General features: G+C 69.5%; 15 protein-coding genes. 8 read left to right on the forward strand and 7 right to left on the reverse strand.

All coding sequences use genetic code 11. The features are described from left to right. Positions 1–2 precede the first annotated feature (2 nt). Positions 3–947 (forward strand): glutathione synthase, encoded by a 945-nt coding sequence (gshB, locus tag AC3A5Z_RS17870; RefSeq protein ID WP_487520672.1) that lies wholly within the window; start codon positions 3–5, stop codon positions 945–947. Positions 948–953: 6 nt separating this feature from the next. Here gshB and AC3A5Z_RS17875 read toward each other — a convergent pair whose 3' ends face one another. From AC3A5Z_RS17875 to cobU, 4 genes are all read right to left on the reverse strand, one after another. After that, a complete protein-coding gene (locus AC3A5Z_RS17875) occupies positions 954–2,465 on the reverse strand; it encodes a YifB family Mg chelatase-like AAA ATPase (protein WP_487520673.1) in 1,512 nt (503 codons plus the stop codon). Between the two features lie 45 nt (positions 2,466–2,510). Continuing rightward, a complete protein-coding gene (locus tag AC3A5Z_RS17880) occupies positions 2,511–3,374 on the reverse strand; it encodes a glutathione S-transferase (protein WP_487520674.1) in 864 nt (287 codons plus the stop codon). Between the two features lie 76 nt (positions 3,375–3,450). Then, on the reverse strand, positions 3,451–4,029 hold the full coding sequence (locus AC3A5Z_RS17885; RefSeq protein WP_487520675.1) for a histidine phosphatase family protein: 579 nt from the start codon (positions 4,027–4,029) through the stop codon (positions 3,451–3,453). After that, complete coding sequence (cobU, locus tag AC3A5Z_RS17890; RefSeq protein WP_487520676.1) at positions 4,026–4,589, reverse strand: bifunctional adenosylcobinamide kinase/adenosylcobinamide-phosphate guanylyltransferase; 564 nt, start codon at positions 4,587–4,589, stop codon at positions 4,026–4,028. Before cobU ends, AC3A5Z_RS17885 begins: the two co-directional genes overlap by 4 nt. Before the next feature lie 53 nt (positions 4,590–4,642). On the opposite strand from cobU, the gene AC3A5Z_RS17895 reads away from it, so the two are divergent. The 7 genes from AC3A5Z_RS17895 (at position 4,643) to AC3A5Z_RS17925 (ending at position 10,881) form a co-directional block, all read left to right on the forward strand. Further along, a complete protein-coding gene (locus tag AC3A5Z_RS17895) occupies positions 4,643–5,521 on the forward strand; it encodes an RNA polymerase factor sigma-32 (protein ID WP_487520677.1) in 879 nt (292 codons plus the stop codon). Further along, the gene (locus AC3A5Z_RS17900; RefSeq protein WP_487520678.1) at positions 5,518–6,327 is read left to right on the forward strand and encodes a ChaN family lipoprotein; all 810 of its coding nucleotides are present in this window, start codon (positions 5,518–5,520) and stop codon (positions 6,325–6,327) included. The genes AC3A5Z_RS17895 and AC3A5Z_RS17900 overlap by 4 nt, the downstream gene beginning before the upstream one ends. 143 nt (positions 6,328–6,470) lie before the next feature. Continuing rightward, the gene (coaBC, locus tag AC3A5Z_RS17905) at positions 6,471–7,661 is read left to right on the forward strand and encodes a bifunctional phosphopantothenoylcysteine decarboxylase/phosphopantothenate--cysteine ligase CoaBC (protein ID WP_487520679.1); all 1,191 of its coding nucleotides are present in this window, start codon (positions 6,471–6,473) and stop codon (positions 7,659–7,661) included. A gap of 58 nt (positions 7,662–7,719) precedes the next feature. Beyond that, positions 7,720–8,187 (forward strand): dUTP diphosphatase, encoded by a 468-nt coding sequence (gene dut / locus AC3A5Z_RS17910; RefSeq protein ID WP_107663455.1) that lies wholly within the window; start codon positions 7,720–7,722, stop codon positions 8,185–8,187. Positions 8,188–8,196: 9 nt separating this feature from the next. Continuing rightward, on the forward strand, positions 8,197–9,228 hold the full coding sequence (locus tag AC3A5Z_RS17915; protein ID WP_487520680.1) for a HesA/MoeB/ThiF family protein: 1,032 nt from the start codon (positions 8,197–8,199) through the stop codon (positions 9,226–9,228). Between the two features lie 63 nt (positions 9,229–9,291). Then, on the forward strand, positions 9,292–10,080 hold the full coding sequence (locus AC3A5Z_RS17920; RefSeq protein ID WP_487520681.1) for a transporter substrate-binding domain-containing protein: 789 nt from the start codon (positions 9,292–9,294) through the stop codon (positions 10,078–10,080). 6 nt (positions 10,081–10,086) lie between these two features. Beyond that, on the forward strand, positions 10,087–10,881 hold the full coding sequence (locus AC3A5Z_RS17925; protein WP_487520682.1) for an amino acid ABC transporter permease: 795 nt from the start codon (positions 10,087–10,089) through the stop codon (positions 10,879–10,881). A gap of 21 nt (positions 10,882–10,902) precedes the next feature. On the opposite strand, the gene dtd is transcribed toward AC3A5Z_RS17925, so the two are convergent. From dtd to AC3A5Z_RS17940, 3 genes are read right to left on the reverse strand one after another with little or no spacing between them, the layout of a single operon-like run. Beyond that, on the reverse strand, positions 10,903–11,340 hold the full coding sequence (gene dtd, locus AC3A5Z_RS17930) for a D-aminoacyl-tRNA deacylase (RefSeq protein WP_487520683.1): 438 nt from the start codon (positions 11,338–11,340) through the stop codon (positions 10,903–10,905). Beyond that, positions 11,340–12,260, reverse strand: coding sequence for a carbohydrate kinase family protein (locus AC3A5Z_RS17935; RefSeq protein WP_487520684.1), 921 nt, complete (start codon positions 12,258–12,260; stop codon positions 11,340–11,342). The genes dtd and AC3A5Z_RS17935 overlap by 1 nt, the downstream gene beginning before the upstream one ends. A gap of 32 nt (positions 12,261–12,292) precedes the next feature. Next, on the reverse strand, positions 12,293–13,264 hold the full coding sequence (locus AC3A5Z_RS17940; RefSeq protein WP_487520685.1) for a phosphoribosylaminoimidazolesuccinocarboxamide synthase: 972 nt from the start codon (positions 13,262–13,264) through the stop codon (positions 12,293–12,295). Positions 13,265–13,392: the final 128 nt, after the last annotated feature.

Genomic DNA, 13,392 nt, shown 5'->3' on the forward strand with positions numbered 1-13,392 from the left:
CCATGGGCTTGAAAGTTGCATTGCAGATGGACCCGATCGGGTCGGTCAATATCGACGCGGACAGCACGTTCCGCATCGCGCTCGAGGCGCAGGCGCGGGGGCACGAGCTGTTCTTCTACACGCCCGACAAGCTGGCCTTCGACGAGGGTCGGGTGACGGCGCGGGGCTGGCCGATCGAGCTGCGGCGCGAGCAGGGCAATCATGTGAGCTACGGGCCAGAGACCGAGGTCGATCTGGGCGAATATGACGTGGTCTGGCTGCGGCAGGACCCGCCCTTCGACATGGGCTACATCACCACCACCCATCTGCTGGAGATGATCCATCCGAAAACGCTGGTGGTGAACGACCCTTTCTGGGTGCGGAATTCTCCCGAGAAGCTCCTGGTGCTGCGCTTCCCGCAGCTGATCCCGCCCACCGCCATCGCCCGCGATCTGGCGACGATCCGCGCCTTCAAGGCGCGGCATGGCGACATCATCCTCAAGCCGCTCTACGGCAATGGCGGTGCCGGGGTGTTCCGGCTCGATCCGAACGACCGCAACCTCGGCTCGTTGCACGAGCTCTTCACCTCGATGAGCCGCGAGCCGCTGATCGTGCAGAAATTCCTGCCCGACGTGGCCAAGGGCGACAAGCGGGTGATCCTCGTCGAGGGCGAGCCGATCGGCGCGATCAACCGGGTGCCGCAGGCGGGGGAGACGCGGTCGAACATGCATGTCGGTGGTCGGCCCGAGAAGATCGGGCTCAGCCCGCGCGATCTGGAGATCTGTGCCGCCATCGGCCCGGTGCTGCGCGAGAAAGGGCAGATCTTCGTCGGCATCGACGTGATCGGCGACTACCTGACCGAGATCAACGTCACCTCTCCGACCGGCCTGCAGGAGCTGGAGCGCTTCGACGGCACCAACGGCGCCGCGCGGATCTGGGAAGCGATCGAGGCCCGGCGGGCGGCTTGAGCCCGTTCAGCCCTTGGTAAAGGCGATGCGGAAGCTCACCGCTTCCGCAACATGCGGCTGGCGCACCGTCTCGGCCCCGTCGAGATCGGCGATGGTGCGCGCCACCCGCAGCACCCGGTGATAGCCGCGCGCCGACAGCCCGAAGCGTTCCGCGACCCGCGCCAGCAGCGCCCGGCCCTCGGCATCGGGCGTTGCCACCGCCTCGAGCAGCGTGCCCTCGGCCTCGGCATTCACCCGCACCGACCCCGTCCCGGCATAGCGCGCACCCTGCCGCTCGCGCGCCGCCGCCACCCGCGCCGCAACGCTGGCCGAGCTTTCGCCCGCGCTCGGCAGATGCAGGTCGGTGTAGGCGACGGGCGGCACCTCGACCCGCAGGTCGAAGCGGTCCATCAGCGGGCCGGAGATCCGGCCCAGATATTCCTCGCCGCAGATCGGCACCCGGGCACAGGCGCGTTCGAGTTCGGCCAGATGCCCGCATTTGCAGGGGTTGGCCGCCGCGATCAGCAGGAAGCGGCAGGGGTAGCGGATATGGGCATTGGCGCGCGACACCATGACCTCGCCCGATTCGATCGGCTGGCGCAGTGTTTCCAGCACCGAGCGGGGAAATTCGGGAAACTCGTCCATGAAGAGCACGCCGTTATGGGCGAGGCTGATCTCGCCCGGCTTGGCACTGCGGCCGCCGCCGACGATGGCGGCCATCGAGGCGGTGTGATGCGGCTCGCGGAAGGGCCGCGCCCGGCTGATGCCGCCCTCGGTCAAGAGCCCAGCGAGCGAGTGGATCATCGAGGTCTCCAGCGCTTCCGCCGCAGAACGCGGCGGCAGGATGCCGGGCAGCCGGGCGGCGAGCATCGATTTGCCCGAGCCGGGCGAGCCGACCAGCAGCGCGTGATGCCGCCCCGCCGCGGCGATCTCCAGCGCGCGCTTGGCGCGTTCCTGCCCCTTCACATCCGCCATGTCCCGGCCCTGCGGCGGCACCTGCACCTCGCCCGCCTCCGCGGGGCTGAGCGGCGACTGGCCGGTGTAATGCCGCACCACCTCCGACAGCGAGGCCGCGGCCAGCACTTCGGTGGCGCCGACCCAGGCCGCCTCGGCACCGCAGGCCCTGGGGCAGAGCAGCGCGCGGTGTTCGGCCGCGGCGGCCATGGCGGCGGGCAGGGCACCGATCACCCCGATCAGCCGCCCGTCAAGCGACAGCTCCCCCAGCGCCACGGTCTGCTCGACCTCGTCCATCGGGATGATCTCCAGCGCCGCCAGTAGCGCCAAGGCGATCGGCAGATCGAAATGCGAGCCCTCCTTGGGCAGGTCGGCGGGCGAGAGGTTGACGGTGATCCGCTTCGAGGGCAGGGCGATGGCCATGGCGGCCAGCGCCGCGCGCACCCTTTCGCGCGCTTCCGACACCGCCTTGTCGGGCAGGCCGACGATGGTAAAGGCCGGCAGCCCGGCGGCGACCGAGCATTGCACCTCCACCATCCGTGCCTCTACCCCCTCGAAGGCCACGGTAAAGGCCCGCGCCACCATCCCTGTACCCCGCCCGCTGCGGTTAACGGGTAAGGCAGGAGTGGTTTACGAATGGTAAACGGTCATGAACTTCGGCCAGGCTTCCGGGTCGGCGGCGGTCTTGTCGCGGCAGAAGGCGTTGCAGAAGCCGAAGACCCGGCGGTCGAGCCGCAGGAAATGCGTGACCGGCTTGCCGGAATAGGGGCAGGTGGCGTTCTCCGACGGCCCCTCCGAGGGCACCGCCGCGAGCGGCTGCGGCCCCGGCCAAGGCCTGGTGGGATGGTCGCGGCGATAGGCCTCCTGATCCGGGCCTTCCGCCAGCCCCATCGCCCGCCAGCGCCGGAACGAGGGATGGGCGAGATGGGCCGCGACATAGGCCGCGGTCTCCGGCCCGACCGGCAGGCCATAGCCCGCGATCCGCGCGGCCACAGGGGCGAAGAAGACATCGGCGGCCGAATAGCCGCCGCAGAGCCATGGCCCGCCGCTCTTCTCGCGCGCCCAGGCCCAGATCGTCTCCAGACGCGCCAGATCGGCAAGCACCGCCTCGGTCGGAGCGCAATCCTGATAGCTCACCCGCAGGTTCATCGGGCAATGGCTGCGCAGCGCGGCGAAGCCTGCATGCATCTCGGCAGCCAGCGCCCGGGCCATGGCGCGGAAGGTGGGGTCGACGGGCCAGATCCCGGCTTCGGGATGGCGCGAGGCCAGTTCCTCGGCGATGGCGATGCTCTCGGCCACCACCGTGCCGTCGGGCAGGCGCAGCGCGGGGACGGTGCGGGCGGGAAAGAAGCTTTCCAGCAGCTTCGGCAGCGCATCCGTATAGAGGCGCGCAGTATGGGTCTGCACCGGAAGGCCGAAGGCGTCGAACAGCAGCCAGCCGCGCAGGCTCCAGCTCGAATAGCTGCGGTCACCGATGGCGAGATCGTGGGTCATGCGGGGCTCCCTTGCTGCAGCGACAGAGTAGCGGCAAGTGAGCGCCCCGCAAAACGCAAATCCCTGCTGCCGCGCATCACGAAATCTGATTGACCGCCTCGACCGACCACCGCCCCCCGGCGCTGGTCATCCGCGTGAGCGACAGCGGCTCGATCCGGTGGGCGAAGGCCTGCTGCACCGTCAGTCCCAGCGCGCGTTGCAGCGCGGTGAGGATGGTGCCGAAATGCGCGACGATGACCACGTCCTGATCGGGCCAGGCTTCCACCAGACTGTCGACCGCCTGCCAGACCCGGGTCTGCAGCTCGTCCCATGTCTCGCCCCCCGGCGCACGGCTGGGCCCGGCATTCAGCCAGAAATCCCGCACCCGGAGCGGCGTGCCCGCCTCGATCTCGGCAAAGCTGCGGTCCTCCCAGGCGCCGAAATGGATCTCGCGCAGCCGCGGGTCGCTGGGCAGCCGGGTGCGCGGGCCGCGCAGCATGTCGGCGGTGGCGGCGGCGCGCGACAGGTCGGACGAGACGATCACTGCCGGGCTCGGCAGCGCCGCCGCAATGCGGGCGAGGGCGGCGATATCGCTGAGATCGGCGGCGCGGTCGGTCCAGCCCAGCATGGTCCGGGCATGGGTCGGGGCGTGGCGCACCCAGTGCAGACGGGTCATGCCGCCATCCGTGGCATCTCGCCCTTCAGCACCATCGGCAACCCGGCCATCACCCCCAGCACCAGATCGGCCTGCGCGGCGAGGCGCTGGTTCAGCCGGCCCTGCTCGTCGCGAAATCGCCTTGCCAGAACATTTTCGGGAACTATGGACCAACCGACCTCGTTTGACACCACGACAACCGGCGCTAGGCAGCCCGCGAGGGCCCGCAGCAGCGCGGCGCTCTCGGTCTCGAGGTCGCTTTCGGCAAGCAGATGATTGGACAGCCACAGCGTCGCGCAATCCAGCAGGACGCAGGCACCGGAGGGAACGCGTGACAACGCAGAGCAGAGATCCAGCGGCACTTCCAGCGTCGTCCAGTCTTCTCCGCGATCCCGGCGGTGTTGGGCGATTCGTTCACCCATCTCGGTATCCCATGCCTGTGCTGTGGCAAGGTAGAAGCGGGGAGACTGCGTGCCCATGACCAGACTTTCGGCGATGCGCGATTTGCCCGATCTCGCGCCACCTAACACGACTGTGAGCGGCGGCAACGCGGCTTTCTGCATATCTTGTGATCCAGACATAGTTTTATTCCGTAACATTTACCGAGCCGCGTAGAGGTCGACAGGGGGTCGTGATGGCACTGGACGGATATACCGATCAAACCATGTCCCGCCAAGCAATGAAGGCGGAACTTCTGGACGCCGAAACCGAATTGCGGCTGGCCTATGCCTGGCGCGACCAGCGCGACGAGGCGGCGCTGCACCGGTTGATCACCGCCTACATGCGGTTGGCGATCTCGATGGCCTCGAAATTCCGCCGCTACGGCGCTCCGATGAACGACCTCATCCAAGAAGCCTCGCTGGGCCTGATGAAGGCCGCCGACAAGTTCGATCCCGACCGCGGGGTGCGGTTTTCCACCTACGCCGTCTGGTGGATCAAGGCCTCCATCCAGGACTATGTCATGCGCAACTGGTCGATGGTGCGCACCGGCTCCACCTCCAGCCAGAAGGCGCTGTTCTTCAACATGCGCCGCGTCCAGGCGAGGTTGGAGCGCGAGGCGAGCCAGCGCGGCGAAACGCTCGATGGCCATCAGCTGCGAGAGTTGATCGCGCATGACGTGGGCGTGCCGCTGGCCGATGTCGAGATGATGGAGGGCCGGCTCTCCGGGTCGGATTACTCGCTCAACGCCACCCAATCCTCGGAGGACGAGGGGCGGGAGTGGATCGATGCGCTGGAAGACGATTCCGCGCAAGCCGCCGAAGTGGTGGAAGGCGCGCATGATGCGGCCCGGCTGCGCGATTGGCTGGTGACGGCGATGGGCCAGCTCAACGCGCGGGAACGCTTCATCGTGACCGAGCGCAAGCTGCGCGATGCGCCCCGCACGCTGGAATCGCTGGGCGAAGAGCTGGGTCTGTCGAAGGAGCGCGTGCGTCAGCTGGAGGCCGCGGCCTTCGGCAAGATGCGTCGCAGCCTTGAAGCGCAGTCGCGCGAGGTGCATCACTTCCTTCTATGACGCGGCTACTGCTCCTCGGCCTCCTCGCCTGCGCCTCTCCGGTGGCGGCCGAGCGGATCATGCCTGCCGATCTGCAGGCGCTGCCGCCTGCCGATGTGGTGATCCTGGGCGAGGTGCATGACAACCCGCTGCACCATGACCATCAGGCGCAGGCCGTGGCCGCGCTGCGCCCTGCGGCACTTGTCTTCGAGATGCTGACCCCGGAAGACGCCGCCCGCGCCACGCCCGATCTGCGCGACGATGCGGCGGCGCTGGCCGAGGCTCTGGGCTGGACCGGCTCGGGCTGGCCGGAGTTTTCGATGTATCACCCGATCTTCCTTGCTGCGCCCGGGGCCCGGATCTTCGGCGGCGACGTGCCGCGCGATCTCTTGCGCCGTTCCGTCTCGGACGGGGCGGGGGAAGCCTTCGGCGCCGAAGCGGGACGCTACGGGCTCGACCAGCCGCTCGAGGCCGCCGATCAAGCCGCGCGGGTCGAGGAGCAGCGACTGGCGCATTGCGATGCGCTGCCGCCCGGGCTTCTGCCCGGCATGGTCGAGGCGCAGCGCCTGCGCGACGCGGCGCTGGCCCGGGCGGTGGTGGAGGCAATGGCGGCCACCGGCGGCCCGGTGGCGGTGATCACCGGCAGCGGCCACGCCCGCCGCGACCGGGGCGTGCCCGCAGCCTTGGCTCAAGCCGCGGCGGACCTCTCGGTGCTCGCCATCGGTCAGCTTGAGGAGGACCCGGGGGAGGACGCGCCGTTCGACCTCTGGCTGGTGACGGCGCCCGCCGAGCGTGACGACCCCTGCGCGGCCCTTCTGGCGCAATGATCTTGAGAAAGATCATTGCGAAGACTTTTGGGAAAAGTCTTCGGTCCCGCTGATCCCGCCCGTCGCGCCCCATCCCCGCCCCGAGGGATTGCGCCCCGCGCCCCGGGCTCCTACACCAGAGGCTCTGACTTCGGAGGGCGGCGATGCTTGCGGGACAACGCATTCTTCTCATCATCGGCGGCGGCATTGCGGCCTACAAGTCGCTCGACCTGATCCGGCGGCTGCGCGAGCGCGGCGCCGCGGTGACCCCGGTGCTGACCCGGGCGGCGGCCGAATTCGTGACGCCGCTCTCGATCTCGGCACTGGCGGGGCAGAAGGTCTTCACCGAGCTCTTCGATCTGACCGACGAGGCCGAGATGGGGCATATCCAGCTCAGCCGCTCCGCCGATCTGATCGTGGTCGCCCCGGCGACGGCGGATCTGCTGGCGAAGATGGCGCAGGGTCGGGCCGACGATCTCGCCTCCACCCTTCTGCTCGCGACCGACACCGAGGTTCTGGCTGCCCCGGCGATGAACGTGCGGATGTGGCAGCACCCGGCGACGCAGCGCAATCTCGCGGTGCTGCGCGGCGACGGGCTGCGCGAGGTCGGGCCGAACGAGGGCGACATGGCCTGCGGCGAATACGGCCCGGGCCGGATGGCCGAGCCCTTGGAGATCGTCGCCGCGGTGGAAGCCCATTTCACCGCCGGTCCCCTGACCGGCAGGCATGTGCTCGTCACCTCGGGCCCCACACATGAGCCGATCGACCCGGTGCGCTACATCGCCAACCGCTCTTCCGGGGCGCAGGGCACGGCGCTGGCCGCGGCGCTGCGCGATCTGGGCGCGCGGGTGACCTTCGTCACCGGCCCGGCTTCCGTGCCGCCGCCTTCGGGGGTGACCGTCGTGCCGGTCGAGACCGCGCGCGAGATGCTTTCGGCGGTCGAGGCGGCGCTGCCTGCCGATGCCGCCATCTTCGCCGCGGCGGTGGCCGACTGGCGGGTGGCGAATGCCGGAAGCTCGAAGATGAAGAAGGGCGCGGGCAGGCTGCAGCTCGACTTCGCCGAGAACCCGGACATTCTGGCCACCGTCTCGGCCATGGGGGCGGGGCGGCCGGCGCTGGTGGTTGGTTTCGCCGCCGAGACCGACGATGTGCTGGCCCATGCCGCCGCCAAGCGGCTGCGCAAGGGCTGCGACTGGATCGTGGCGAATGACGTCTCGCCCGCCACCGGCATCATGGGCGGGCGCGAGAATGCGGTGACGCTGATCACCGACGAGGGCGCCGAGGATTGGCCGCGGATGAGCAAGCAGGCCGTGGCAGAGAAGCTTGCGGCGCGGATCGCCACGGTGATCGCATGAGGCGGGCCTGCGCCTCCGGCGGGCGTATTTTGTCTGGGAAGAAACAGGAGGGGCGGGCATGAGGCCGGTGCTGCGGGTGCTCTGGGAAGATTGGGCCGACCGGGCTCTGGGTCTGCCGCGCTACGAAACGGCGGGCGCGGCCGGGGCCGACCTGCGCGCCAACCTGCCCGAGACGCAGCGCGGGGCAGGGCTGGAGCTTGCGCCGATGCAGCGGATGGTGGTCCCGACCGGGCTGCGGCTGGAGATCCCCGAGGGGTTCGAGGCGCAGATCCGCCCGCGCTCGGGGCTGGCGCTGAAGCACGGGCTGACGGTGCCGAACACGCCGGGCACCATCGACAGCGATTATCGCGGCCCGCTGGGGGTGCTGCTGATCAACCTCGGCACCGAGCCCTATCGCGTCGCCCATGGCGACCGGATCGCGCAGATGGTCGTGGCGCCGGTGGTGCAGGCCGACTTCCTGACGGTGGAGGATCTGGGCCAGACCGCGCGCGGCGCGGGGGGCTTCGGCTCCACCGGGAAGGGCTGAGCGGTGCTGATGGTCTTTGTCCTGGCCGGGGCGCTCTGGGCGGTCGGCTGGGCGCTGAAGACGCCCTTGCGGCTGCGCTGGGGCATGATCCTCGCGCTCTGGCTCGGCGTCGTGGCGGGGCATCTGCTGCTGCCCGCCGGTCATCCCCTGCGCATGGCGACCGGAGAGCGGGCCGAGGTCTGGCTGGCGGTGGGCGTCGTTGCGCTGGTCGTGGCGCTCTACCGCGCCGGGCTGACCCGGCTGAAGCGGCGGGTCGCTGCACGGGCCGCGCCTGACAAGCCCGGCACCTTCCGCCCGGCGGAGCTGGAGCGCTATGCCCGTCACATCATGCTGCGCGAGATCGGCGGGCCGGGGCAGCGGCGGCTGAAGGATGCGAAGGTGCTGGTGGTGGGGGCAGGCGGGCTCGGCTCGCCGGCGCTGCTCTATCTGGCGGCCTCGGGCGTGGGGACCATCGGCGTGATCGACGGCGACCGGGTGGAGAATTCCAACCTGCAGCGGCAGGTGATCCACACCGATGCGCGGATCGGCCTGCCCAAGGTCGCCTCCGCCGAGGTGCAGATGCGCGCGCTGAACCCCTTCATCGAGGTGTGCCCCTATCACCGCGACCTGACCGAGGAGACGGCGGCGGCGCTCCTCGCCGAGTACGACCTGATCCTCGACGGCACCGACAATTTCGACACGCGCTATCTGGTGAACCGGGCCGCGGTGGCGGCGGGCAAGCCGCTGATCGCCGGGGCCATCGCGCAATGGGAGGGGCAGGTGAGCCTCTACGATCCGGCGCGGGGCGGGCCCTGCTTCGAATGCGTCTTCCCGGTGCGGCCCGCGCCGGGCCTCGTGCCCTCCTGCGCCGAGGCGGGGGTGGCGGCGCCGCTGCCGGGGGTTGTCGGCTCGATGATGGCCGTGGAGGCAGTGAAACATCTGACCGGCGCCGGGGCAAGCCTGCGCGGGGCGGTGGTGATCTATGACGCGCTCTGGGGCGAGACCCGGCGCATCACGACCAAGCCGCGCCCCGGCTGCCCGGTCTGCGGCGGCCACGGCTGACCGCTGGACAGCGCCAAGCCCTGCGGCGTAATCTCGCAGCGTCCCCCGCAACGGAGCTTCCCCATGATCGCCCCCCTTCTGCGCGCCGCCGCCCTCGCCACACTGCTGCCCGGCCTCGCTCTGGCGCAGGCTCTGCCCGATCTGCAGGGCCGCGAAGTGGTGGTGGTGACCGAGAACGCCTATCCGCCGCTGCAATTCGTCGATGCCTCGGGCAAGGCCGTGGGCTGGGAATACGACGCCATGGCCGAGATCGCCAAGCGGCTGAACATGACCGTCAGCTACCAGAACTCCAGCTGGGACGCGATGATCCCGGCGGTCGCGGCCGGGGAATACGATATCGGCATGACCGGCATCACCATCCGCGACGACCGCAAGGAGCAGGTGGATTTCTCCGACCCCTACATGCGCTCGGAAATGGTCATGCTGGTGCGCGGCGACGAGGATCGCTTCACCGACGCCAAAAGCTTCGCCGCCGATCCCGACCTGCTGATCGCCGCCCAGCCCGGCACGACGCCCTTCTATGTGGGCATCTACGAGGTGCTCGACGGCAACGAGGCCAATCCGCGGATGAAGATGTTCGAGACCTTCGGCGCGGGCGTGCAGGCGCTGCGCGCGGGCGACGTCGATCTGGTCCTGACCGACGGCACCGCGGGCAACGGCTATGTCGCGGCCTCGGAGGGCGGGCTGAAGATCGTCGGCGAGAAGCTCGGGGCCGAGGATTTCGGCTTCATCTTCCCGAAGGGCTCCGATCTGGTGGCCCCGGTCAATGCGGCCATCGCCGCGATGAAGGCCGATGGCGCCACGGCGGCCCTCGACGAGAAATGGTTCCTCGACTTCAAGATGGGCGAGTAGGCCTGCGTGAGGCGTCGTCCCGGGCAGGAGGATTTCCCGTGGTGGCTGCTGGCGCTTGCCGGGATCGCGGGCTGGCTGTTCTGGGAGGTAGCCAGCGCCCCGGTCTATGCGCAGGTGCTGGCGACGCTGGCCAAGGGCATCGGCATCACCGTCTTCGTCACGCTGACCGCCTTCGGGCTGGCATGCCTGCTGGGGCTCGGCCTTGCCATGGCGGCGCTGTCGCGCTGGGTGGTGCTGCGGCAGCTGGCGCGCTTCTACGTCGAGGTGGTGCGCGGGGTGCCGATCATCGTGCTGCTGCTCTACGTTGCCTTCGTGCTGGCCCCTGCCGGGGTCGCGGCATGGAACTGGCTCACCGGCTGGACGGGGCTGGAGCCGCTGCGCACCCGTGACGTCTCACTTTTGTGGCGGGCGGTGCTGGCGCTGACGCTGGCCTACGCCGCCTTTCTGGCCGAGGTGTTCCGCGCCGGCCTTCTGGCGGTGGACGAGGGGCAGGTCGAGGCTGCCGAGGCGCTCGGCATGTCGGGCTGGCTGCGCTTCCGCCTCGTCGTCTTCCCGCAGGCCTTCCGCACCATCCTGCCGCCTCTGGGCAATGACTTCGTGGCGATGGTGAAGGATTCGAGCCTCGTCTCGGTGCTCGGCGTCACCGACGTGACCCAGCTCGGCAAGGTGACGGCGGCGGGCAACTTCCGCTATTTCGAGACCTACAACGTGGTGGCGCTGATCTATCTCACGATGACCGTCACGCTGTCGCTCGCGCTACGCCGGTTGGAGCGGCGGCTGCGCGGGCGGGGGGAACGCTAGCTCGCGCGGGTGGGGCGAACGTCAGCTTTCCATCCAGATCGTCACCGGCCCGTCGTTGAGCAGGCTCACCGCCATGTCGGCACCGAATCTGCCGTTGGCGGTGACGATGCCCTCGGCCTTCACCCGGTCGGTGAAATACTCGTAGAGCCTGCGGCCCTCGTCGGGCGCGGCGGCGGTGGAGAAGCCGGGACGGTTGCCGCGGCTGGTGTCGGCGGCCAGCGTGAACTGGCTGACGATCAAGGCCGCCCCGCCGATGTCCTTGACAGAGCGGTTCATCTTGCCCGCCTCGTCCTTGAAGATGCGCAGCTTGGCGATCTTGGCGGCAAGCTGGTCGGCCGCCGCCTCGGTGTCGCCCTGCATGGCGCAGATCAGGATCAGGAGGCCCGGGCCGATCTCGCCGATCGTCTCACCCTCCACCACCACCGAGGCGTGGCGCACGCGCTGGATCAGGGCGCGCATCAGAGCTCGTCGGCCCAGGGCGGGTTGGCCCCGGCGCGCGAGACGGTGATCGCCGCCGCCCGGGTGCCGAGGCTCAGCGCCGCGTCCAGCGTCTCGTCGGACAGCTCCGCCAGCGCCGCCTTGCTCAAGGCCCCGGCCCGATGCAGCGCGGCCAGCACGCCCGCGTTGAACGTGTCGCCCGCGCCGACCGTATCGGCCACGGTCACGGCGGTGGCGGCAACGAAGCGGTCCTGCGTCAGGGTGATCGCCCGCGCCCCCTTGGAGCCCTCGGTGATCAGCACCAGCTTCGGCCCGCGCGCGAGAATGCAGCGCGCCAGCCCCGTCAGGTCGCCCGGACCTTCCAGCCAGTGCAGGTCCTCGTCCGACAGCTTCACGATATCCGCCATGGCGATCATCTCGGCGATGCGGGCGCGGTAGGCCGTGGCGTCGGTGATGAAGCCGGGGCGGATGTTGGGGTCGATCATCGTCACCCGCGACGCCGCCTCGCGCGCCATCATCGCGGCATAGGTGCTGGCGGCGGGATCGTTCACGAGGGAGATGCCGCCGAAGAACAGCGTCTCCGCCGTCTCGGGCAGGGCCGGCAGCTCGTCGCGCGACAGGAGCCGCCCGGCGGTGTTCTCGTCATAGAAGGCATAGGTCGCCTGACCCTCCACCAGCCGGACGAAGGCCAGCGTTGTGGGCCGGTTCGAGCGGGCGCAGAGCGAGGTGTCGACCTTCGAGGCCGCCAGCGTCTCGGTCAGCTGGGTGCCGAAGAGGTCGTTCGAGAGACCCGAGAAGAACCCCGTCGGCGCGCCGAGGCGGCCGAGGGCGATGGCGGTGTTGAACACCGCGCCGCCCGCGTGGGGGGCGAAGGCGGGCTCGCCCGCGCTGGTTTCGCGGGGCAGCATGTCGATCAGGGCTTCGCCGCAGCAGAGGATCATGGGGGCTCCTGTCAGGGTTGGCGCGCGGAAGGTCAGCGGAAATAGGGCGCGAGATTGCCCCGCACCCGGTCGAGCGGGGTGGCCCCGCTGGCGTCGGGCACGAAGGTCTCGCCGGTGATCGCCTCATAGGCGTCGATATAGGCTTTCGCGGTGGTGGCGATGATCTCGGCGGGGATCTCGGGGATGTCGTCGGTGTAGGGGTCGCAGCGGGCGGCGACCCAGGAGCGGATCACGTCCTTGTCGAAGGAGGGCGGGCGGGCGCTGTCGCGGAAGGCCTGCTCGTAGCCCGAGGCGAGCCAGTAGCGGCTGGAATCCGGGGTGTGGATCTCGTCGGCGATCAGGATCGTGCCTGCCTCGTCGATGCCGAACTCGTATTTCGTGTCGACGAGTATCAGGCCGCGCTCGGCGGCCATCGCCTGGCCCCGGGCGAAGAGGGCGAGGGATTTCTGCGACACCTCCTCCCATTGGGCGGGGGTGAGCAGGCCCTGGGCCAGGATCTCTTCCGCCGTCAGCGGCTCGTCATGGCCGCCGTCGAAGGCTTTCGAGGTGGGCGTGATGATCGGGGTGGGGAGGGGGGCGTTGTCGGCCAGCCCGTCGGGGAGGGTGTGGCCATACATGTCCCGCACACCCTTCTTGTAGAGGGTGAGGATCGAGGTGCCCGTCGTCCCCGCGAGGTAGCCGCGCACCACGATTTCCACCGGAAGGATCGTCAGGCGGCGGCCGATCACAACGTTGGGGTCGGGGTAGGAGAGGACGTGGTTGGGGCAGATGTCGGCGGTCCGGTCGAACCAGAAGCGGGCGACCTGGGTCAGGACCTGTCCCTTCCACGGGATCGCGGCGAGGATGCGGTCGAAGGCGGAGATCCGGTCGGAGGAGATCAGGATGCGCCGGGCCGGGTTTTCCGCATCCGCGGGCAGGTCGTAGCAGTCGCGGACCTTGCCGTAATAGGGATTGGGAAGCTCGGGGATGTGGGCGTGATCGAGGACTCGGGTCAGGTCGGTCATCAGGGCCTCCGCTTGGATGCAGGTTCTATCGGGGGCGGGGCAGGCGGTGTCAACGGGGCAGCTTCGGGGGAGGGCGGATTTTCACACGTGAAAATCGGGGTAAGGGTTTGAGAAAAATAGACTTTGTC

This window comes from Cereibacter sp. Soil_C_27 (assembly GCF_057657095.1).